Origin of the sequence: Rhodococcus maanshanensis NBRC 100610 (assembly GCF_001894865.1) — a bacterium.
Classification (GTDB): Bacteria; Actinomycetota; Actinomycetes; order Mycobacteriales; family Mycobacteriaceae; genus Rhodococcus_G; species Rhodococcus_G maanshanensis.
Genome location: NZ_BCXA01000013.1, coordinates 1 through 19672 on the forward strand (window position 1 = coordinate 1; position 19672 = coordinate 19672).

The following is a 19672-nucleotide window of genomic DNA, read 5'->3' on the forward strand; positions in this document are numbered from 1 at the left end:
CGGGCTGCTCGAAACCGCCATCGTCGCAGAGGAACTCGGCCGCGCGATGGTGCCCGGCCCGTTCCTGCCGACCGTGATCGTCTCGGCGGTATTGAACGAGGCGGGTCGAGCGTCCGAGCTCGAGGGTCTGGCCGACGGCAGCCTGTTCGGTGCGGTGGCGTTACAGCCGGGCGGGTTGAGGCTGGTGCGGGACGGTGGCTCGGTCACGTTGTCGGGCACGTCGAGCCACATCCTCGGCGGCCAGGTGGGCGACGTGTTCCTGCTCGCCGTGGACGACGCGGGTGAACTCGCGTTCGTCGTGGCCCCGCGCGATCGACTGGACGTCACCGAACTGCCCAGCCACGATGTGGTGCGCCGCAACGCCGAGGTGACCGTCGACGGCCTCGAACTGGCCGACGGCGATGTGCTGGAGCTGGATTCGCGGCGCGTCCGCGATATCGCCGCGACGCTGTTCGCGGCGGAGGCCGCCGGTCTCGCGGACTGGGCCACCACGACTGCCGCCGACTACGCGCGGGTGCGTCAGCAGTTCGGTCGGGTGATCGGCCAGTTCCAGGGCGTCAAGCACAAGGCCGCCCGCATGCTCGCCCAGGCCGAGCAGGCTCGCGTCACCGCGTGGGACGCGGCCCGTGCACTGGGCGAGGACGTCGACGTCTCCGAGGCCTCGCTGGCGGCGGCGGTCGCAGGCGCGGTCGCACCGGAGGCGGCGTTCCAGGTCACCAAGGACTGCATCCAGGTCCTCGGCGGCATCGGCTACACCTGGGAACACGACGCGCACCTGTACCTGCGCCGCGCACAGTCGCTGCGGATCCTGCTGGGGTCGACGGCTGCGTGGAAGCGTCGGGTCGCACAGTTGACGGTCGAGGGTGCCCGCCGTGTCCTGAGCGTCGAGCTGCCGCCGGAGGCGGAGCAGATCCGCGCCGACGTTCGCGCCGAGCTCGCCCCGGCCACCACTCTCGAGGGTGCCGAGCGCAAGGCGTACCTCGCCGAGAAGGGTTACACCTCACCGCATCTGCCCGTCCCGTGGGGCAAGAGCGCCGATGCGGTCACCCAGCTCGTGATCGCCGAGGAGCTCCGCGGCGCCGACCTCGTGCCGCACGACATGATCATCGGCAACTGGGTAGTCCCGACGCTGATCGCGCACGGCAACGCCGAGCAGATCGAGCGGCTGGTCCCGCCCTCGCTGCGCGGCGACATCGTGTGGTGCCAGTTGTTCTCCGAACCCGGCGCCGGCTCGGACCTGGCGGGCCTGTCCACCAAGGCCACCAAGGTCGAGGGCGGCTGGAAGCTCAACGGCCAGAAGGTATGGACGTCGATGGCCCGCACCGCGGATTGGGGCATCTGCCTGGCCCGCACCGACGCCGACGTCCCCAAGCACAAGGGCCTGTCCTACTTCCTCATCGACATCCCGGGCAGCGGCCTCGACATCCGACCGCTGCGCGAGATCACCGGCGAGGCGCTGTTCAACGAGGTGTTCTTCGACGACGTCTTCGTCCCGGACGAGTGCCTGGTCGGCGAGCCCGGCGACGGCTGGAAGCTGGCCCGCACCACCCTCGCGAACGAGCGGGTCTCGCTGTCGAACGACTCCTCCCTCGGCTCGGGTGGCGAGGCGCTGCTCGACATGGCCGCCGAGATCCCGGGTGGCCTCGATGCCGAACAGATGACCGTTCTCGGCAAGGTGCTGTGCGACGCGCAGTCCGGTGGCCTGATGGGCCTGCGCACGACCCTGCGCTCGCTCACCGGAGCCCAGCCCGGCGCCGAATCGTCGATCGCCAAGCTCCTCGGTGTCGAGCACATCCAGCAGGTGTGGGAGGTCGCGATGGACTGGGCAGGCCCACGCGCCCTGCTCGGCGAGCAGGACCGGATGTCGAGCACACAGATGTTCCTGAACTCGCAGTGCATGTCCATTGCGGGTGGTACCACCAATGTGCAGCTGAACATCATCGGCGAGCGAATCCTGGGTCTCCCCCGAGACCCCGAGCCCGGAAAGTAGCAACAGTTATGAATCGCACCTTCGTTGTCGGCGTCGGCATGACCAAGTTCGAGAAGATCGAGAGCCGCGACTGGGAGTACCCGGACATGGTGTCCGAAGCCGTCGGCGCCGCACTCGCGGACGCGGGCGTCTCGTACGACCAGGTGCAGCGCGCCGCGGTCGGTTACGTCTTCCAGCCGTCGTGCGCCGGCCAGCGGGCGCTGTACGAGACGGGGCTGACCGGCATCCCGATCGTCAACGTCCACAACAACTGCGCCACCGGCTCGAATGCGCTCATGATGGCGCGCGAGTGGGTGCAGGGCGGCATCGTCGACGTCGCTCTCGCAGTCGGTTTCGAGAAGATGACCAAGAAGTCGCTCGTCGGCGACGGCACCGTGCCGAAGGTCTCCACGCTCGACGATCACCTGAAGATCATGACGGCCAAGCACGAATGGGGCCGCGGTCCCATGACGGCGCAGCTGTTCGGCAACGCCGCGCTCGAGCACATGGAGCGCTACGGCACCACCGTCGAGCAGATCGCGTCCGTGGCGGTGAAGAACCACAAGCACTCCGTGAACAACCCGTACGCGCAGTTCCGCGACGAGTACACGCTCCAGCAGGTGCTGGACGACAAGATGATCCATGCGCCGCTCACCCGCTCGCAGTGCTCGCCCACCTCGGACGGTGCGGGCGCCGCGATCGTCGTCAGCGAGCGCTTCGTGCGCGAGCACGGCCTCGAGGACCAGGCGATCGAGATCGTGGCGCAGGCGCTCACCACGGACACCGCGGAGGCGTTCGCCGACAGGTCGATGATCGACGTGGTCGGCGCCCCGATGACGCGGGCCGCGGCCGAGCGGGTGTTTGCCGAGTCCGGTCTCACCATCGAGGACGTCGACGTCATCGAGCTCCACGACTGCTTCGCGATCAACGAGATCATCACGTACGAGGGCCTCGGCCTGTGTGGTGCGGGCGAGGGCGGCAAGCTCGTCGAGTCCGGCGCCACCACGTACGGCGGCCAGTGGGTGGTCAACCCGTCCGGCGGCCTGATCTCGAAGGGTCATCCGCTTGGCGCCACCGGCCTGGCGCAGTGCGCCGAGCTGACCTGGCAGCTGCGCGGCAAGGCGGATGCCCGCCAGGTCGACGGCGCCCGGGTGGGCCTGCAGCACAACCTCGGTCTCGGTGGCGCGTGCGTGGTCACGCTGTACCAGGCCGGGACCATCTCGAAGGAGTCCTAGCCAGCATGCCGATCGATGTGGCGGCCGCGCTGGCCGCCGAACCCACCGTTCGCGAGGCCAACTGGACCGAGCGTGACGTGTTGCTCTACCACCTGGGCCTTGGTGCCGGTGTGAACTCGCTGGATCCGGCCGAGCTCGGCTGGGTCTACGAGAAGGGCCTGCGGGTCCTGCCGACGTTCGCGATGGTCGCGGGCCAGGGCATCTCGGCAGGCAACCTGAGGCCTGCCGGGATGAACATGCCGGGCATCGACATCGACCTGCGGAAGATCCTGCACGGAGGGCAGGCGCTGACGCTGCACGCTCCCATCCCGATGTCGGGTTCGGCGCGCGTCTCCTCGCGTGTCGCCGACGTGTGGGACAAGGGCAAGGCCGCGGTCATCGTGCTCGAACAGTCCGCCACCGATCGGGATGGAAACCCGTTGTGGACCACGAGAATGCAGATCTGGGCTCGCGGTGAGGGCGGATTCGGCGGCGACGCCGGACCTGAGGTGACCACCGCGGTACCCGAGCGCGCGGCCGACCGGGTGCTGGTCTCGCCGACCAGCACGCAGCAGGCCCTCGTGTACCGCCTCAGTGCGGACATGAACCCGCTGCACGCCGACCCGGCGTTCGCGCAGATGGCCGGCTTCGACCGGCCGATCCTGCACGGGCTCGCTTCGTACGGCATGGTCTGCAAGGCGGTCGTCGACGGTGTTCTCGGCGCCGATCCCGCCCGGGTGCGGAGCTACTCGGTCCGGTTTGCCGGCTCGATCTACCCGGGTGAGACGATCGAGACCTCCGTCTGGCAGGACGGAGACCGGTTGACGCTGCTCGCGACCTGCCCCGAACGCGACGGAGGGCCGGTCCTCACCCACGCGACGATGGAGATCAACTGATGGACCTCGGTAATCACCCCACCGTCGAAAGTCATTCCGACGGTACGGTCTTGACGTCCGCGCCGCAGGACACGCCGGTGGACCGGGCCACTGCTGCGGCCCGGCGGGTGCTGGAGGCCCTGCTGCTGACCGATCGGGCCAACGCCAACCTCGAGCGGGTGGCCGAGGAGCTCAACGGCATCGCCGAGCACCTCGAGCAGCACGCGCCCGAGGTCAGGGAGCGAATGGTGGACATGTGGAGCGGAGAGGGCGTGACCCGGCACGACCCGGTGACCGGGCCGGAGAACGCGATCGCCCCGCCGCTGGTGCTCGCCGGCATGGCCGACGGCTCGGTGCGGGGCGAGGTGACGCTGACGATCCCGTACCAGGGCCCACCCGGCTGCGTGCACGGTGGAGTGTCCGCACTGCTGCTCGACCACACGCTCGGCGTCGCCAACGCCTGGGCGGGCAAGGACGGCATGACCGCGCAGCTGAACGTGCGCTATCACCGTCCCACCCCGCTGTTCCGGCCGCTGACGGTGCAGGGGCGCCAGGAATCGGTCGACGGCCGCAAGATCCACACCATCGGGAGCATCACCGCCGACGGCGAGGTGTGCGTGTCCGTCGAGGGCCTGTTCATCGACAAGAAGGTGCCGCGACCGCGGTAGTCGTCGGCGCCGCCCGTGAGTCCTTTTGGCCCCGTGGCGGACCGGAAGGACTCACGGGCGCCGAAGGCGCGATCAGCTGCCGCCGTTCTCGCAGTCGTTGAGGGCGCAGACGATGCCGGCGAGGCTACCGGCATCGAGGCCGAGCAGGGTCATGACCGCGTTCGGCGCGCCCGGGGTGCCGAGGACGGGCTTGTAGTCAAAGGCCGGTTTGCCCAGACTGATCGTGAGGTTGCTGCCGTCGAGGGTGGTGGTCATCGTCGGCTTCTGCACGGTGGGAGCGGCGGAGGCCGTCGCCGGCATCGCCAGCATGGTCACCGCCACGGTCGCGGTGGCCACCGCCCCGGCCAGCATCCGCATTCGGCGGCCCCGTGATCTCGTCTTCGCTTCGTTGCCCATCTGCCCCATCCCTTCCGAGCGGAACCGCTCGATCAACCCGAGTCACGCACAACGCGGGTGAGGCTAGCGACGCGGACTGATCCTGTCACTGAAATCTCCAGGACTTTGCGGATTCGACGCGGGAATCAGTCGATGCCGGGTTCGAGCGTGCCGGCCAGCAGTTGCGCAAGGTGGACGCCGTCGCGGCCGGCCAGCTGGTCCGCCTGGGTGCGGCAGGAGAAGCCGTCCGCCAGCAGCACCGCATCGGGCCCGGCCTCCCGGAGCGCGGGCAGGAGCCCGTTCTCGGCCACCGCGGCCGAGACGTCGTAGTGGCCGCGTTCCATCCCGAAGTTCCCGGCCAGGCCGCAGCACCCGGCGACCTCCAGCACCTCGGCACCCGCCCGCGCCAGCAGTGCTCGATCGGCCGCGAAGCCCATCACCGCGTGCTGGTGGCAGTGCGGTTGCGCGACGATCCGGACCCCGTCGAGACGGGGTGGCGACCACGGTTTTCCTTCGGTATCGGTTGCGGTGGTGAGGAATTCGGCCAGGGTGTGCGTGGACGCGGCGACGAGTGTCGATCGGGGATCGTCCGGGAGCAGTTGGAGCAGGTCCGACCGCAGCACCGCGGTGCACGACGGCTCGAGGCCGATGATGGGGCGACCCGCTTCGAGGTGGGGCTGTAACTGGTCCAGGGTGCCGAGCAATTGTCCTCGGGCGCCGTCTAATTGGCCGGTGCTGATCCACGTGAGCCCGCAGCAGGCCGACCGTCGGGTGATCAGTGCCCGATAGCCGGCGTCCTCGAGCAGGGCGACCGCCGCCTGACCCACCTCGGGGGAGAAGGCCTCGGTGAAGGTGTCGATCCACAGCAGTACCTCGCGGCCGGATCCCGTGGGGGCGGGCCGTCGCTGCCACCAGCGCCGGAAGCTCTGGTCGGCGAACCGGGGGACCTCACGCCGCGGGTCGAGGCCGGCCATCCGCAGACCGGTCCGGCGCAGCGGACCGATTGCGCTCGCCGCGTTGACGATCGACGGCAGCCGGCGGCCGATCCGCGACCACCGCGGCAGCATCCCGAGCACGTAGTGGGTGCGGGGGCGCGGCCGGCGCCGATATCGCCGATACAGCACCTCCGACTTGTACGCGGCCATGTCCACCCCGGCCGGGCAGTCCGAGCCGCAGGCCTTGCAGGACAGGCACAGGTCGAGGGACTCCTCCAGTTCCCGCGATCCGAAGCCGCCCGTCACCAGCGACCCGTTGATCGTCTCCTGGAGCACCCGCGCCCGGCCGCGGGTGCTGTCCTTCTCGTCGCCGGTCGCGAGGTACGACGGGCACATGAAACCACCCGAGCCCGAGGTGTCCGCGCGGCACTTGCCGATGCCGACGCAGCGATGGGCCGCCATGCTCAGGTCACCGCGATCCGCGGCCAGCGCCAGGCCGCCTGCGAAGGGGACCGGCGGCGCCTGCGCCACTCGCAGCGCGGTGTCCACGGGCGCCGGGTCCACCAGCACGCCCGGGTTCAGGACGTTGCCGGGATCGAAGACCGCCTTGAAGCCGGCGAACGCGGCCAGCGCCGATTCCGAGTACATCAGCGGAAGCAGTTCGGAGCGGGCGCGACCGTCGCCGTGCTCGCCGGACAGCGAGCCGCCGTGACCCGCGACAAGAGCGGCAGCGTCGACGAGGAAGGCCCGGAAGCGTTGCGGGGCATCGGCGATGGGCAGGTCCAGTCGGACGTGTACGCAGCCGTCACCGAAGTGCCCGTACAGCAGTCCATCGACCCCGTGCCTGCCGGTCAGCTCCGCGAAGTCGCGCAGGTAGGCGCCGAGGCGCTCCCTGGGGACCGCGGCGTCCTCCCAGCCGGGCCAGGCGGGTTGGCCGTCGACGGTGCGTCCGGCCAGCCCCACACCGTCCGCGCGGATTCGCCACAGCGCGGCCGACTCCGGGCCGGTCGCCACGATGCGGCTGTCCAGGGCGCCCGCCCCGCGGCTGATCTCGGCCGCCCTGGCCAGTGCCTCTGCCGGTGTCGAGCCGTCGACCTCGACGAACAGCCAGCCGGCGCCGCGGGGCAGGTCAGGAACCGCGCCTGCGCCCTTGTGCCTGCGGACCACCTCGACCAGTCGCGCGTCGATACCCTCGATCGCCAGCGGACGGCCGGTCAGCACCACGGCGGCACCGTCCGCGGCGGCAGGCATGTCGGGGTAGCCGAGGACCGCGAGCGCGGTGGCGGCCGGGACCGGCACGAGCCCGACCGTCGCGTCGAGGATGAGGCCACAGGTGCCCTCGGAGCCGACGACGGCACGGGCCGCGTGGTGCCCGCGCTCGGGGAGCAGGTGCTCGAGTCCGTACCCCGACCCCTGCCGCTCGAAGCGGCCCAGTTCGGTGCGGATCACCGCGAGGTTGTCGGCAACCAGACGGTCGAGCCCCGGCGCGGCCGTGAGGTCATCGGCCAGGCGCCGCTCCGCCCCGGTGCCGTCGAGGATCCGGAGGGCATGGACGTTGTCGGCGGTGCGGCCCCAGGCGACGGCCCGAGGTCCGCAGGCGTTGTTCCCGATCATCCCGCCGAGGGTGCAGCGGTCCTGTGTGGACGGGTCGGGGCCGAACCGCAATCCGTGGGCCGCGGCCGCCCGCTGGAGCGTGCTCAGCACCACCCCTGGCTGAACCACCGCGGTCCGCCGGTCGGGATCGAGCGCCACGATGCGGTCGAGGTGTCTACTGAAGTCGAGGATCAGCCCGGATCCGATCGCGTTGCCCGCCACCGAGGTTCCGGCCCCCCGGGCCGTCACCGGAAGGCCGTGGGTGCGGCCGACGTCCAGGACCGCCGCCACGTCGTCCTCGGAACGGGGAAAAACCACCACATCGGGTACGACCCGGTAGTTGGAGGCATCGGTGCTGTATTCGGCCCGGCGCCGGGTGCTCGCGTCCACCTCGCCCGCGACCCGGGCCCGCAGCGCGGCGAGCGCCGAGGCCAGATCGTCGGTACCGCTGATCTGCGACACGTGCCGATACTACGGCCCCCGCGTCGGCTGCTACCAGCATCGGGCACCTCGATCGAATGATCGAGGCAGGCACATTAATTCGACGGGTAGTCGCAGGCGGTGAAAATGCGGGAAGTCCGGCTGCGGCCCCGACGGCCGTGCATGATGGCAGCCGCAGTTCGACTTCTTCCCTTTGCCCAGGTCCGACGACCTGGAGAAACCGACATGAAAGGTCATGTAGTGAGGACATCCCGCAAGAGCATCGCTCGTGCCGGCGCCGCCATCGGGTTCGCCGCCGTCGCCCTGCTCGCCAACCCCGCCCTCGGCTCCGCCGCGGTCGCCGGTTCTGCCGCCGTGCACGTCGAGGGCAAGAGCGTGGTCGTGGAGTTCACCGGCGTCAGCTCACCGACCCTGCTCGCATGCTCCGGTCAGGTGAAGGATCTTGCCGGTGAGTGGGTGGCCGGCAACTCGGCCTGGCTGTCGGGCAACCCGGCCTCGGGGACCTACACGTCGCCCGCGCTCAAGGACGGGACCTACCGCGTCGAGGGTATTTGCTTCGACGCCGAGGGCTTCAGCTACCTGACGCCCGCGGGCGGCGAGGAGGTCACCGTCGGTGACGGCACGGGTAGCAGCGGCATCAACCTGGGCAGCGTCCAGTTCACCACCGGCAGCTGATCGACGCGGCGGTTTCAGGCCTCCATCGGACGCCGGAGCGAGCACATGCGCGCTCCGGGGTCCGTGAGGAAACAGTGTGGTTCCGTGAAATCTGTTGTTAAACAGTACAACTGGACGAAGTGGACGAATTTGCCCAATCGTTCGAGAACGAGGTTCGGATCGCGAGGTGCGGTGCATGATGTCAGCTGTCATGCCTGCGCGTGCTCCATCGGAACAGACCCCTCGTCAAGAAATGGACACACTGTGAAGACTTCCCGCAAGAGCATTGCCCGCGTCGGCGCCGTCGTCGGATTCGCCGCTCTGGCCCTGTCCGTCAATCCCGCGCTCGGTTCCGCAACGGTGGCCGGTTACCTGCACGCATGGACGATGCCGAACGGCACCATCAAGGTGGAGCTCACCGAAGTCAGTTCTCCGACGCTGGTCGGATGCCATGTCGACGTGACCGAGTTCTTCGGTAGGTACTCGACCCGTGGCGAGGTGGTGGTGACCGGAAGCCCGGGCGTCGGCACGTACACCTCGCCGGTGCTCAACTGGGACTGGAAGTACAACGTCACCGCGACCTGCGTCGATGCGGACGGTGCGACGGAACTCGCCGCCAGCCCGGACACCCCTCAGAGGGGTTCTGCTGATTCGGCCGGCATGTATCTGGAGTCCGTCGGATCCCTGTTCGGTAGCTGATCGCCCGCCGAGCCCGCCGCATGGTCCCGGGTCCCGCTACCGCGCGGCCAGCCGCGACTGCAGTTCGACCAGCGGGTCGGTGCCGTCGCGGCGGCCGCGTGGGCCGGCGGCCTCCGGCGTGATCATGCGGCCCTCGTCCGAACGGGTCCACTCGCGCACGGCCCAGCGCTCCACGATTGCCCATCGACCCTCGCGCCGCTCCATCAAGTCGACATAGCGTGACCCGCTGGTGAAGTCTCCGAACTCGGGATGGCCCCAATGGGTCGCCGCAAAGTAGGACTCGCTGATCGCGCGGTTGCCGTGCAACTCGACGAGATGGTTGCCGATGGTGTGCATCGTGCCACCGAACAGCGCGAGCTTCGGGCGCACCCAGGCGATGAACTCCTCGACCCCGCCGTCGAAACCGGTGTGGTGGTCGACGCCGTCCGGGTGGTAGGCGCCGCGCACCAGGTCGAAGTCGAGCCGGTCGATACCGCGGCAATAGCGCATCACCACCTCGTAGATGGCCTGCTTGTCGAGAAGGTCATCGAGTGCCGATGACCCCGACCGGGTGGGTACGGATCCGTCCGTGCCTGTCACGCCATCTCCCTATGGTTCGATCTTGCCGCGGGCCATCTTGCCGGTCGCGTTGCGCGGCAACGGGTCCGTTGTCAGCCGCCATCGCGTCGGTACCTTGAAGTAGGACAGCCGCTCGGCGGCGAAACGGCGTAGCTCGTCCTCGTCGGCGGTGGCGCCATCAGCGAGGACCACCACCGCGGCGACCTCCTGCCCGAGATCGGGGTGCGAGGCCCCCAGGACCGCGCACTCGACGACATCGGGGTGCTCGTCGAGGGTCTGCTCGATCTCGGTGGGGTAGATGTTCTCGCCACCGCGCAGGATCAGGTCGGAGCGCCGTCCGGTCAGCCGCAGCCGGCCGTCCTCGATCCTGCCGAAATCGCCTGTGCGCAGCCAACGGTCGTCGGTGATCGCGGCGGCGGTGGCTTCGGGGTTCTCCCAGTAGCCGAGCATCACGAAGGGGCTGCGCACGCAGACCTCGCCCTCCTCGCCGTCGGGCAGGCGCGTCCCGAGCGGATCCCGGATCTCCAGTGCGACCGTGATGATGGGGCGGCCAAGGGTGCCGGGGAACTGTTCGATGTCCATCGGGGTGGCGACGGCGATGGCCGTGCTGCACTCGGTGAGGCCGTAGCTGTCCACCAGGGCGTCGCGGGCGAACGGAACCTCGCGGCTCAGCCGCTCCTTGAACGCCACCGACGACGGCGCTGACGCCAGCGAGAACGAGGTCATGGACGAGGTGTCGTACTTGCGCACGTTGCCGTGTTCGATGAGCCGAGATGCCATGGTGGGCACGGCTCCCCAGTTGGTGACCTTCTCGCGCTCGATCATGCCAAGCACCCGGTCGGCATCGAACGATCCCTGGTACATGATCACGGCGCTGCCGGTGGCGAGTCGAGGGACCGCCAGGTTGTGCAGGCTGGCGATGTGGAACAGCGGTGACGTCAACAGGTAGCGGAGGTCGCTCGGCTCCCGGTACTCCTTGCCGGCGAAGGCCGCTGCCAGCGCGTCGCCGAACCGGTGATAGTCGGCAACCGCCAGCAGGTTTCGCTGGGAATGCAAGGCACCCTTCGGTTTTCCGCTGGTTCCGCTGGTGTACAGGAGCGCCGCCGGGTCGTCCTCGGTGACGCCGGTCCTTGGCAGTTCCGCGTCGGGGTGCGCGGCGATCAGCCGGGGCAGGTCCGTCTCCATGGTGATCACCGGGATGTCGGTGTCGACCTCGGTCATCAACGCGGCCCGCTTCGCGTCCACGATCAGTGCCTTGGGGGTGGAGAGCCGCAGCCCGTACTCGATCTCCCTTGGCACCCACCACGCGTTGAGCCCGACGGTGATGGCGCCGAGGGTCTGCGTGGCCCAGAAGGCGACCACCCACTCGATGGTGTTGGCGGCGAGAATCGCGACCCGGTCGCCCCTGCCGATTCCGTACTCGTCGCGCAGGGCCACGGCCAGCGACGCGACCGCGGCGGCGTGCTCGGCGAACGACATCCGGCGGTCCTCGGTGACCAGGTAGTCGCGGTCGCCGTAGGCGGCCGACGCGGACACCAGCTCGCCCACGGCCCTGCCCCGATTGACCATCACCGGCATCCGCGTGCCGAGCACCTCTTCCTCCGCGATCTCGAACGGTCCGCCGGGGCCCGTCAGCCGGGCCATGACGGCGGCGAGAAATTCCTGGGGATCCGTGGCAGTGGTCATCGAAGGTGCCTTTCTGCAGCTATTGAACTGCACGGAACATCTCACGGGAAGGGGTGGGTCCGGAGCGCATTTCCACTGACCGGGACTTCGGCCGTCGACCGGGAACGGCCTGGATAGCGTCGGGGGACATCGCTGCACGAGGAGTGTCATGACCACCGATCTCGGTTCGCCCAAGATTTCCGCCCCGGATCCGCTCGCGCCCGCCAAGCTGGGCCCGCTGACGCTGCGCAACCGCGTCATCAAGGCCGCGACCTTCGAGGGCCTCACCCCCAAGGGCTTGGTCACCGACCAGCTGATCGACTTCCACCGTCGCCCGGCCGCGGGCGGCGTCGGGATGACGACGGTCGCGTACTGCGCGGTCGCCCCGGACGGACGCACCTCACCCGGCCAGATCCAGTGGACCGACGAGACGATGCCTGGCCTGCGCAGGCTCACCGACGCCGTGCACGCCGAGGGGGCGGCGGTGTCCGCGCAGATCGGCCACGCCGGACCTGTCGCGGCCTCGAAGTACATCGGCCACCCCGCGCTCGGGCCCTCGCGTCAGTTCCGGATGACCACCCAGAACTTCTCCAAGCCGGCGTCCAAGGCGGACATCGCCCGGATCACCGAGGGACACGCCAACGCGGCCCGCCGCGCGGTGGAGGCCGGGTTCGACGCCGTCGAGATCCACTTCGGCCACAACTACCTGATCAGTTCCTTCCTCAGCCCGAAGGTCAACAAGCGCAAGGACGAGTACGGCGGGTCGCTGAAAAACCGGGCCCGGTTCGCGCTGGAGACGGCCCGCGCGGTCCGCGACGCCGTCGGCGACAAGATCGCCATCCTCGCGAAGCTCAACATGGACGACGGTGCGCCCGGCGGCTTCTGGCTGGACGAGTCGATCCGGGTGGCGAAGTGGCTGGAGGCGGACGGCTCCCTCGACGCCCTCGAGCTGACCGCGGGCAGTTCGCTGCTGAACCCGATGTACCTGTTCAAGGGCGACGCGCCGCTGCGCGAGTTCGCCGCCGTCATGCCGCAGCCGACCAAGCTCGGCATCCAGCTGGTCGGCAAGCACTTCCTCAAGGAGTACCCGTACACGGACGGCTACCTGCTCGAGGACGCCAAGCAGTTCCGTTCGCAGCTGACGATGCCGCTGGTGCTGCTCGGCGGCGTGACCAACAAGGCCGTGATGGACGAGGCGATGGCCGAGGGATTCCAGTTCGTCGCCGTCGGCCGCGCGCTGCTGCGCGACCCGGAGATGGTGAACAGGATCCGCGAGGACGAGAACACCAAGTCGCTGTGCAATCACTGCAACAAATGCATGTGCGCCATCTACGGTGGCACCCACTGCGTGCTGAACCCGAAGCCCGCGAACCCCCCGGTGCCCGCGTGACGAGGGTGGCAACCGATGCTGTGAGTACCGAGGTACCGAGTACAGGAGTCGAGTTGGAACGCGCCACGATCGCCGAGATGCTGATGGACCGGCTCGGGGACGCGCACCTGGGCGTGCGCACCCACGAGCGGGACTGGACCTGGGACGAGACCGTTCGTGAGAGCGCGGCCCGCGGCGCCATGGCCGCCGCACTGCGCATCGACGGCCCGTTCCACATCGGGGTGCTGCTCGAGAACACCCCGGAGTTCCTGTTCTGGCTCGGCGGCGCCGCCATGAGCGGGGCCGCGATCGTCGGCATCAACCCGACCAGGCGCGGCGCGGAGCTCGAGGCCGAGGTCCGCTACGTCGACTGCCAGCTCATCGTCACCGACACGGCGGGCATGGCACAGCTTCGCGGGCTCGATCTCGGGCTGGCCGAGGACCGGTTCCTCCTCGTCGACGATCCGGCGTACGCGGAACGCGTTGCGGCGCATCGGGTCGCGGACCCCGTGCCGGCCGCGGAGGTCTCCGAGTCGACGCTGTTCCTGCTGTTGTTCACCTCCGGTACCACCGGCATGTCCAAGGCCGTGCGATGCAGCCAGGGCAGGCTCGCGCGCCTGGCGTACGCGAATACCGTGAAGTACGGACACGTCCGCGAGGACGTGGACTACTGCTGCATGCCGCTGTTCCACGGCAACGCCCTGATGGCGTTGTGGGCGCCTGCGCTGGCCAACGGCGCGACCGTGTGCCTGCCGCGGGCGCGCAAGTTCTCCGCGACGGGGTTCATGCCCGACGTGAAGTTCTTCGGCGCAACGTTCTTCACGTACGTCGGCAAGGCGCTGTCCTACCTGATGGCCACGCCCGAGCGGGCGGACGACATCGACAACGCCCTCGTCCGCGGATTCGGCACTGAGGCCTCTCCTGAGGACAAGTCGGAGTTCGTGCGCCGCTTCGGGGCCGAGCTGTTCGAGGGCTACGGCTCGTCGGAGGGTGCCGGCTCGGTCAAGCTCGACCCGGAGGCGCCCGAGGGCGCGCTCGGCAGGCCTGCGCACGACGAGATCGCCGTCGTCGACCCGGACACCCGCATCGAGTGCGCGCGGGCGAAGCTCGACGAGCACGGTCGCGTCCTCAACCCGGACGAGGCGATCGGCGAGATGATCGACAAGGGCGGCGCCAAGCGCTTCGAGGGTTACTACAAGAACGAACAGGCGATCGCCGACCGGATCAAGCACGGTTGGTACTGGACCGGCGACCTCGGCTACATCGACGAGGCCGGGTTCATCTACTTCGCAGGCCGCAAGGGCGACTGGATCCGGGTCGACGGGGAGAACACCTCCGCGCTGATGATCGAGCGGGTCCTGCGCAGGCACCCGAAGGTCATCGCGACCGGTGTGTACGCGGTGCCGGATCCACGCTCGGGCGACCAGGTGATGGCCGCGATCGAGGTCGCCGACCACACCGACTTCGATCCGGCGGAGTTCGCCGAGTTCCTCGGCACCCAGGACGACCTGGGTACCAAGTCGGCGCCGCGATTCGTCCGGGTCTCGACGAATCTGCCGGTGACCGGGTCCAACAAGGTGCTCAAGCGTGAGCTGCAGGCAGAGCTCTGGCGCACCGACGAGCCGGTGTTCCGGTGGGAGGGACGCGGCGGTCCGAGCTACCGGCCGATGTCCGACGACGACAAGCGACGGCTGGAGTCCGAGTTCCAGGCCTCCGGTCGGGAGCGGTTCCTCGGTGTCTGATTCGACGACGAATCGTCGCGTGGCCTTCGTGACCGGCGCGAGCCGGGGGATCGGGCGCGAGATCGCCCTCGCCTTCGCCCGCGAGGGATTCGACGTGGCCTTCACGGCACGCACCGTGCGGGAGGGTGATGGTCGGGTCGCTCCGCGCACGCACGGTGACCCGATCCCGGTTCCCGGCAGCCTCGCGACCACCGCTGCCGAGATCGAGGCCCTCGGGGTGCGGGCCATGCCGGTGCCGATGGACCTGCTCGACCTGCGCTCGGTGACGGCCGCTGCCGATCGGGTGCTGGAGGGGTGGGGCGGGGTGGACGTGCTGGTCAACAACGCGTACGCGCAGACCGCGGGCAACATGGACCGGATCCTCGACATCGACGTGTCCGACGCCGAGACGATGGTGCGCGGAAACTTCCTGCACCAGCTCGCGCTCGTCCAGCGGGTGCTGCCGCAGATGGTGGCGCGTGGGTCGGGAGTGGTGATCGATCTGGTGTCCGGCTCGGCAAGCATGGACCCGCCCGCGGCGCCAGGCGAGGGTGGCTGGGGATTGTCGTACGCGGCGTCGAAGGCCGCGTTCGGCCGGCTCGCGGGCGCGGTGAATGCGGAGTACCGCGGCAGCGGGATCCGCGCGTTCAACCTCAGTCCCGGGTTCGTGGTGACCGAGTCGGGTCAGGCGCGGGGCGGTACCGATGCGATAGTGGACAGCGGCTTCGATGCCGTCCCCGCAACGGTGCCCGCCCGTGCCGCGGTGTGGCTGGCCACCGATCCAGGAGCGGACAGGTTCATCGGCAAGGTGGTGTGGGCGCCGAAACTGGTCGACGCCCTCACGGTCTGACAACGACGGAAGGGCGTGACGTGAAGCTCGGTGTGGTCTTCCCGGTGGAACTGGGTATGGCAGGCGATCCGGACAAGGTGCTCGAGTTCGCAAGGGCGGCAGAGTCCCTCGGATTCGACGAGATCTCCGCGGTCGAGCATTCGGTGGTGATCGGCAACACCGACAGCGAGTACCCCTATTCGCCGACCGGCAAGTCGCACCTGCCGGACGACTGCCCGCTGCCCGATCCGCTCGAGTTGCTCTCGTTCGTCGCAGGCGCCACCACCACCCTCGGTCTGGCGACCGGGGTCCTGGTGTTGCCCAACCACAACCCCGTTGTGCTCGCCAAGCGGCTCGCGACGCTCGACCGGTTATCGGGTGGTCGGCTGCGGATCTGCTTGGGTGTCGGCTGGATGCGTGAGGAGATCGAGGCCTGCGGGGGCCGGTTCGACCGCCGCGGGAAGGTCGCCGACGAGGCCATCGCGGTGATGCGCGCGTTGTGGGCCGGCGGGTCCGAGGGCGTCGACTTCGAGGGCGAGCACTACCGGTTCGAGCGGGCGTACTCGTTCCCGAAGCCCGTCCGCGAGTCCGGTGTGCCGCTGTACATCGGCGGCCACAGCAAGGCCGCCGCGCGGCGGGCGGGGCGGTTGGGCAACGGTTTTCAGCCGCTCGGTCTCGGCGGTGCGGACCTCGACGCCGCGGTGGCGCTGATGCGCTCGTCCGCGGTCGAGGCGGGGCGCGACCCGTCCGAGGTCGCGCTGGTGCTCGGCCACCTGCTGACGCGGGTGGACGGGTCGAAGATCGACTGGGCGTTCTCGCTCGGGTCGGATCGGATCCTGCTCTCCGCGTCGCGACACGCCACCACGTTCGACGCGGTGCTCGACGAGATGGCCGAGTGCTCGAAGCGGCTGGGCCTGGCCTGAGGGATGCCGGAATCGGGTGACGGCAGCGGTCACCCGGTGCGGGGGCGGCGGCCGGTCCGCCAGCCGGCCACGGCCGCGTCGGCGTCCACCCGGTGTACCGGCACCCGCGGCGTGCTCGGCGCGCGCAGGTAGTCGGCGATGCGGCGGTTGAGTTCCGCGACTGCCTCCCGTACCTCGGCCTCCGTCGGCAGGTCCGCGACGGTGTCGGGCAGCCGCTCGACCTCGCGGCGCAGCTGCAGCGCGGGTGGCAGCAGGGCCTCGGTGGACAGGCCCTCCGCCCGCAGCTTGTTCTTCACCCACCACAGCTCGTCGTCGTCGGCGAGGTGCGGGATGGGCTTGCCTGCGCCGGGCAGGTTGTCGAAGTCGCCGCGCTCCTGGGCGACGCGGATCTGACGCTCCACCCACGACTCGAACGGGACGTCCCACGGCTTGCGTTCGGTCATGTCTCCAGGATGCACCGACCCCGACGGCCCTGCTACAGCGACCAGGTGTGCTTGCCGAGGACCTTCTTCTCGTAGAAGTACACGTTCGCCCGGGTTGCACAGAAGACGGTGAGGCCGATTGCCACGCCCCGGTCCACCCATGCGGGCGTGTCCGCGAACACCGCGACCACGCCATAGGCCACGCCGAGCGCGATGAATGTCACCGCCTTCCGCCACAGCCCCTTGGCGAACAGGTAGAAGACGCCGAAAAGCGCTGCCGGCCAGTTGAACTGGATGGTCATTCGTCGACCGAAGGGCAGTGCCTTGAATGCGGCGACCCACTCGGGGCTGTTCTTCCAGAACCCGGGAAGACCGTGTTCGGCGAAGAAGTCGAACCGGACCATCCACCGCTCGCTGATTCCGGAATCGTGGGCTGTCGAGTTCAGAGTCTGCGTCATGTCCTGTTGGACGCACGCCGACGGGATCCGGTTCCCGTTGACGCCTTCTCGTGCCTGCTGGAGGCGACACGTGGGGACTGGATTCAGGAGTGCTCGGAGATCATCACCGCGCGGGTGCCCGGCTCGAGCGCCTGGAACACGTGGGCGACATCGCCCGGATACGCGATGTAGTCGCCGGGGCCCAGTTCGACGGGTTCCTGGGTCACCCCGACCAGGGCCCGGCCTGCGCTGAGCACGACGTGCTCGATGACGCCGGGCGGGTGCGGTTGCGATTCGCGCGCGGGACCGGGTTCGGCCGCGATCCGGTAGACGTCGCGGCGCGCGTTGGGCGGGCAGGACGCGACCAGAGTGGCCTGGTAGTCGGCCCGATCCGAGTGCAGCGCCGGGCCCTCGTCGGCGCGGATCACCTGGACCCGCGGTCGCGGCGGGTCCAGCAGTTGCGAGATCTGGATGTCGAGCGCGGTGCACAGTGCCCACAGCGTCTCCACGCTGGGATTACCCGTGCCCGCCTCGAGCTGGGACAGCGTCGACTTGGCCACCCCGGCGCGCCGGGCCACCTCGGTGAGCGAGAGCCCGGCCCGCTCGCGTTCCTGCCGCAGCGCGGACGCGATCGCGTCCAGCGGTGCCTTCCCCTCCGGTGCCATGCGTTCACTGTATCGGTCGTATTGTTCGACTTGACGAACGCTTGGTGTGTGTTCATTATAAAAGTCATGCGTTCGACATGGCGAACACTGGATCGCGGGCTCCGGGCGGACATCGCCCTGGTGTGTCTCGCCGACGGGATCGTCGGCGTGTCCTACGGCGCCATCGCGGTCGGTCTCGGGTTCGCGCCGTGGCTACCCGTGCTGATGGCCGGGCTCGTCCTCGCAGGCGCCTCGGAATTCCTGTTCGTCGGCATCGTCGCGGCAGGCGGGAGCCCGCTCGCGGCGCTCGCCGCCGGCCTGCTCGTCAACGCGCGGCACCTGCCGTTCGGCCTGGCGGTCGGCGGCGTGACCGGCGGGGGCTGGCGACGGCTGCTGGGCAGCCACATCCTCAACGACGAGAGCGCGGTCTTCGCCCTCGGTCAGGACGACGCGGCGCGCAGACGCGCCGCCTACTGGCTGTGCGGCATCGGGATCCTGGTCTGCTGGCCCCTCGGGGCGCTCATCGGTGCGACCGCGGGCAGCGTCATCGGCGACACCGACGTCCTCGGGCTCGATGCCATGTTCCCCACCGTGCTCCTGGCGCTGGTGATTCCGGCTCTGCGCGATCTGGCCACCGCCCGGGCCGCACTGGTCGGGGCGGGCGTGGCGCTGGCCGTGACTCCGTTCCTGCCCGCGGGTATCCCGGTGCTGCTGGCGCTCGTGGGGCTATGCGCGGGCGGCGCGCGAAGGGTGGCGGTCGGGTGAACGTGTCTGCGGTACTGATGGTTTCGGTTCTGGTATTGGCGGCGGGAACGTTCGCCTTCCGGTTCGCCGGCCCCGCGCTGCGGACCAGGGTGGTCGTGCCGGACCGGGTGGAGAAGCTGATGGGCACGGCGGCGGTGGTGTTGCTGGTCGCGGTCGCGGCCACGACGGCGCTGACGCAGGACCACGGCGCGGCGGGCATCGCACGACCGCTGGGCGTGCTGGTCGGCGGGGTGCTGGCCTGGCGCAAGGCGCCCTTCCTCGTGGCCGTGCTGGCCGCAGCGGCGACGGCGGCCGGTCTGCGCCTGCTCGGCGTGCCCTGATCGAGTGTCCCGGGAAGGATCGGCCCCGAAATCCGGGGCCGATCCTTCCCGGACCGCGGGATGGTCAGGCGCCCGGCACCGTCACGGGCCGGTCCTCGGCGAAGTCGACCGCCAGCTCGCGGCGCGCGACCAGCCATCGACCGTCCACCCGCCGGTAGGTGTCCCGGTAGCGGATGGCGAGGCTGTTGTCGCGGAACCCGTCCTCGACGCGGTAGATGTGGTGCGCCTGGCAGTAGACCAGGCCGGCCGCGGTGTCGCCGTCCACGGTGAGCACCTGTTGCCCGACCGCGTGATGCGTCGAGTGCAGGTGCCCGACCGCTCCGAGGACCGTCGCGGCGATCTGCTCGGCACCCGCGACGACGGGGCTCTGGCCACGGCGAACGAGCGCGGCGGGCTGGACGAACTCGGCGTCCGGGGTGAACAGCGCGACGAGGGCAGCGGTGTCGCGGCCGTCGACCGCCGCCGCGTATCTTCCGACCAGATCGGCGAGATCGAGTCGGTCGGTGTGGTCTTGAGTGCTCATGCCCCGAGTATGCGACCCCGACTGCCGGTGCGGAGCCCGGCCGAGCCCGCTGAGCGGGAAAAGCACTCCGGGA

The 19672-nt window shown here is 69.7% G+C and carries 20 protein-coding genes; 12 read left to right on the top strand and 8 right to left on the bottom strand.

The genetic code is table 11. From position 1 onward, the window contains the following. The 4 genes from RM1_RS06995 to RM1_RS07010 form a co-directional block, all read left to right on the top strand. Positions 1 to 1990 (top strand): acyl-CoA dehydrogenase family protein (locus RM1_RS06995; RefSeq protein ID WP_072750620.1); only part of this gene is annotated, 1990 nt, incomplete at its 5' end. Positions 1991 to 1998: 8 nt separating this feature from the next. After that, positions 1999 to 3204 carry a lipid-transfer protein gene (locus RM1_RS07000; RefSeq protein ID WP_072750621.1) on the top strand — a complete coding sequence of 402 codons (1206 nt, stop codon included), beginning with the start codon at positions 1999 to 2001 and terminating at the stop codon, positions 3202 to 3204. A 5-nt stretch (positions 3205 to 3209) separates the two neighbouring features. Further along, positions 3210 to 4079 (top strand): MaoC/PaaZ C-terminal domain-containing protein, encoded by an 870-nt coding sequence (locus RM1_RS07005; protein ID WP_072750622.1) that lies wholly within the window; start codon positions 3210 to 3212, stop codon positions 4077 to 4079. Beyond that, on the top strand, positions 4079 to 4726 hold the full coding sequence (locus RM1_RS07010) for a PaaI family thioesterase (protein WP_072750623.1): 648 nt from the start codon (positions 4079 to 4081) through the stop codon (positions 4724 to 4726). Before RM1_RS07005 ends, RM1_RS07010 begins: the two co-directional genes overlap by 1 nt. A gap of 72 nt (positions 4727 to 4798) precedes the next feature. Here the strand turns inward: RM1_RS07010 and RM1_RS07015 are convergent, their stop codons facing one another. Together RM1_RS07015 and RM1_RS07020 are read right to left on the bottom strand one after the other, a co-directional pair. Beyond that, the gene (locus tag RM1_RS07015; protein WP_143069471.1) at positions 4799 to 5122 is read right to left on the bottom strand and encodes a hypothetical protein; all 324 of its coding nucleotides are present in this window, start codon (positions 5120 to 5122) and stop codon (positions 4799 to 4801) included. Positions 5123 to 5247: 125 nt separating this feature from the next. After that, the gene (locus RM1_RS07020; protein WP_072750742.1) at positions 5248 to 8082 is read right to left on the bottom strand and encodes an FAD-binding and (Fe-S)-binding domain-containing protein; all 2835 of its coding nucleotides are present in this window, start codon (positions 8080 to 8082) and stop codon (positions 5248 to 5250) included. A 228-nt stretch (positions 8083 to 8310) separates the two neighbouring features. Here RM1_RS07020 and RM1_RS07025 point away from each other — a divergent pair, with 228 nt between their 5' ends. Both RM1_RS07025 and RM1_RS07030 read left to right on the top strand, forming a co-directional pair. Beyond that, positions 8311 to 8745, top strand: a complete 435-nt coding sequence (locus tag RM1_RS07025) for a hypothetical protein (protein ID WP_072750625.1) — start codon at positions 8311 to 8313, stop codon at positions 8743 to 8745. Between the two features lie 243 nt (positions 8746 to 8988). Next, positions 8989 to 9423, top strand: a complete 435-nt coding sequence (locus tag RM1_RS07030) for a hypothetical protein (protein WP_072750626.1) — start codon at positions 8989 to 8991, stop codon at positions 9421 to 9423. Positions 9424 to 9459: 36 nt separating this feature from the next. Here RM1_RS07030 and RM1_RS07035 read toward each other — a convergent pair whose 3' ends face one another. Continuing rightward, positions 9460 to 9912 carry a nuclear transport factor 2 family protein gene (locus RM1_RS07035; protein ID WP_083576592.1) on the bottom strand — a complete coding sequence of 151 codons (453 nt, stop codon included), beginning with the start codon at positions 9910 to 9912 and terminating at the stop codon, positions 9460 to 9462. Between the two features lie 99 nt (positions 9913 to 10011). Further along, complete coding sequence (gene casG, locus RM1_RS07040) at positions 10012 to 11667, bottom strand: steroid-24-oyl-CoA synthetase (protein ID WP_072750628.1); 1656 nt, start codon at positions 11665 to 11667, stop codon at positions 10012 to 10014. Between the two features lie 148 nt (positions 11668 to 11815). Between casG and RM1_RS07045 the strand changes: the two genes are divergently transcribed. From RM1_RS07045 to RM1_RS07060, 4 genes are all read left to right on the top strand, one after another. Continuing rightward, positions 11816 to 13036: an NADH:flavin oxidoreductase gene (locus RM1_RS07045; RefSeq protein ID WP_072750629.1), complete on the top strand. Its 1221-nt coding sequence runs from the start codon at positions 11816 to 11818 to the stop codon at positions 13034 to 13036. Between the two features lie 77 nt (positions 13037 to 13113). Then, complete coding sequence (gene casI / locus RM1_RS07050; RefSeq protein ID WP_245816128.1) at positions 13114 to 14757, top strand: steroid-22-oyl-CoA synthetase; 1644 nt, start codon at positions 13114 to 13116, stop codon at positions 14755 to 14757. A 19-nt stretch (positions 14758 to 14776) separates the two neighbouring features. Then, the gene (locus RM1_RS07055; protein WP_245816112.1) at positions 14777 to 15586 is read left to right on the top strand and encodes an SDR family oxidoreductase; all 810 of its coding nucleotides are present in this window, start codon (positions 14777 to 14779) and stop codon (positions 15584 to 15586) included. 20 nt (positions 15587 to 15606) lie between these two features. Continuing rightward, positions 15607 to 16488 (top strand): LLM class F420-dependent oxidoreductase, encoded by an 882-nt coding sequence (locus RM1_RS07060; RefSeq protein ID WP_072750632.1) that lies wholly within the window; start codon positions 15607 to 15609, stop codon positions 16486 to 16488. A 29-nt stretch (positions 16489 to 16517) separates the two neighbouring features. Here the strand turns inward: RM1_RS07060 and RM1_RS07065 are convergent, their stop codons facing one another. From RM1_RS07065 to RM1_RS07075, 3 genes are all read right to left on the bottom strand, one after another. Next, entirely contained in the window at positions 16518 to 16931 is a 414-nt protein-coding gene (locus RM1_RS07065) for a DnaJ family domain-containing protein (RefSeq protein WP_072750633.1), read from the bottom strand. Between the two features lie 32 nt (positions 16932 to 16963). Continuing rightward, positions 16964 to 17368, bottom strand: a complete 405-nt coding sequence (locus RM1_RS07070; RefSeq protein WP_072750634.1) for a DUF2628 domain-containing protein — start codon at positions 17366 to 17368, stop codon at positions 16964 to 16966. A gap of 83 nt (positions 17369 to 17451) precedes the next feature. After that, positions 17452 to 18012: a helix-turn-helix domain-containing protein gene (locus tag RM1_RS07075; protein ID WP_027503635.1), complete on the bottom strand. Its 561-nt coding sequence runs from the start codon at positions 18010 to 18012 to the stop codon at positions 17452 to 17454. Between the two features lie 66 nt (positions 18013 to 18078). Between RM1_RS07075 and RM1_RS07080 the strand changes: the two genes are divergently transcribed. Together RM1_RS07080 and RM1_RS07085 are read left to right on the top strand one after the other, a co-directional pair. Beyond that, positions 18079 to 18756 carry an AzlC family ABC transporter permease gene (locus RM1_RS07080; RefSeq protein ID WP_072750635.1) on the top strand — a complete coding sequence of 226 codons (678 nt, stop codon included), beginning with the start codon at positions 18079 to 18081 and terminating at the stop codon, positions 18754 to 18756. Positions 18757 to 18773: 17 nt separating this feature from the next. Then, complete coding sequence (locus tag RM1_RS07085; RefSeq protein WP_037178581.1) at positions 18774 to 19076, top strand: AzlD domain-containing protein; 303 nt, start codon at positions 18774 to 18776, stop codon at positions 19074 to 19076. A 64-nt stretch (positions 19077 to 19140) separates the two neighbouring features. Here the strand turns inward: RM1_RS07085 and RM1_RS07090 are convergent, their stop codons facing one another. Continuing rightward, entirely contained in the window at positions 19141 to 19599 is a 459-nt protein-coding gene (locus RM1_RS07090) for a nuclear transport factor 2 family protein (protein WP_072750637.1), read from the bottom strand. Positions 19600 to 19672: the final 73 nt, after the last annotated feature.

Bases quoted from the DNA above. Each gene is read 5' to 3' on its own strand.
- RM1_RS07015 (WP_143069471.1), bottom strand. From the start codon at position 5,122: ATGGGCAACGAAGCGAAGACGAGATCACGGGGCCGCCGAATGCGGATG.
- casI (WP_245816128.1), top strand. From the start codon at position 13,114: ATGCTGATGGACCGGCTCGGGGACGCGCACCTGGGCGTGCGCACCCAC.
- RM1_RS07070 (WP_072750634.1), bottom strand. From the start codon at position 17,368: ATGACGCAGACTCTGAACTCGACAGCCCACGATTCCGGAATCAGCGAG.
- RM1_RS07080 (WP_072750635.1), top strand. From the start codon at position 18,079: ATGCGTTCGACATGGCGAACACTGGATCGCGGGCTCCGGGCGGACATC.
- RM1_RS07005 (WP_072750622.1), top strand. From the start codon at position 3,210: ATGCCGATCGATGTGGCGGCCGCGCTGGCCGCCGAACCCACCGTTCGC.
- RM1_RS07065 (WP_072750633.1), bottom strand. From the start codon at position 16,931: ATGACCGAACGCAAGCCGTGGGACGTCCCGTTCGAGTCGTGGGTGGAG.
- casG (WP_072750628.1), bottom strand. From the start codon at position 11,667: ATGACCACTGCCACGGATCCCCAGGAATTTCTCGCCGCCGTCATGGCC.
- RM1_RS07000 (WP_072750621.1), top strand. From the start codon at position 1,999: ATGAATCGCACCTTCGTTGTCGGCGTCGGCATGACCAAGTTCGAGAAG.
- RM1_RS07045 (WP_072750629.1), top strand. From the start codon at position 11,816: ATGACCACCGATCTCGGTTCGCCCAAGATTTCCGCCCCGGATCCGCTC.
- RM1_RS07090 (WP_072750637.1), bottom strand. From the start codon at position 19,599: ATGAGCACTCAAGACCACACCGACCGACTCGATCTCGCCGATCTGGTC.
- RM1_RS07035 (WP_083576592.1), bottom strand. From the start codon at position 9,912: ATGCGCTATTGCCGCGGTATCGACCGGCTCGACTTCGACCTGGTGCGC.
- RM1_RS07085 (WP_037178581.1), top strand. From the start codon at position 18,774: ATGGTTTCGGTTCTGGTATTGGCGGCGGGAACGTTCGCCTTCCGGTTC.
- RM1_RS07075 (WP_027503635.1), bottom strand. From the start codon at position 18,012: ATGGCACCGGAGGGGAAGGCACCGCTGGACGCGATCGCGTCCGCGCTG.
- RM1_RS07010 (WP_072750623.1), top strand. From the start codon at position 4,079: ATGGACCTCGGTAATCACCCCACCGTCGAAAGTCATTCCGACGGTACG.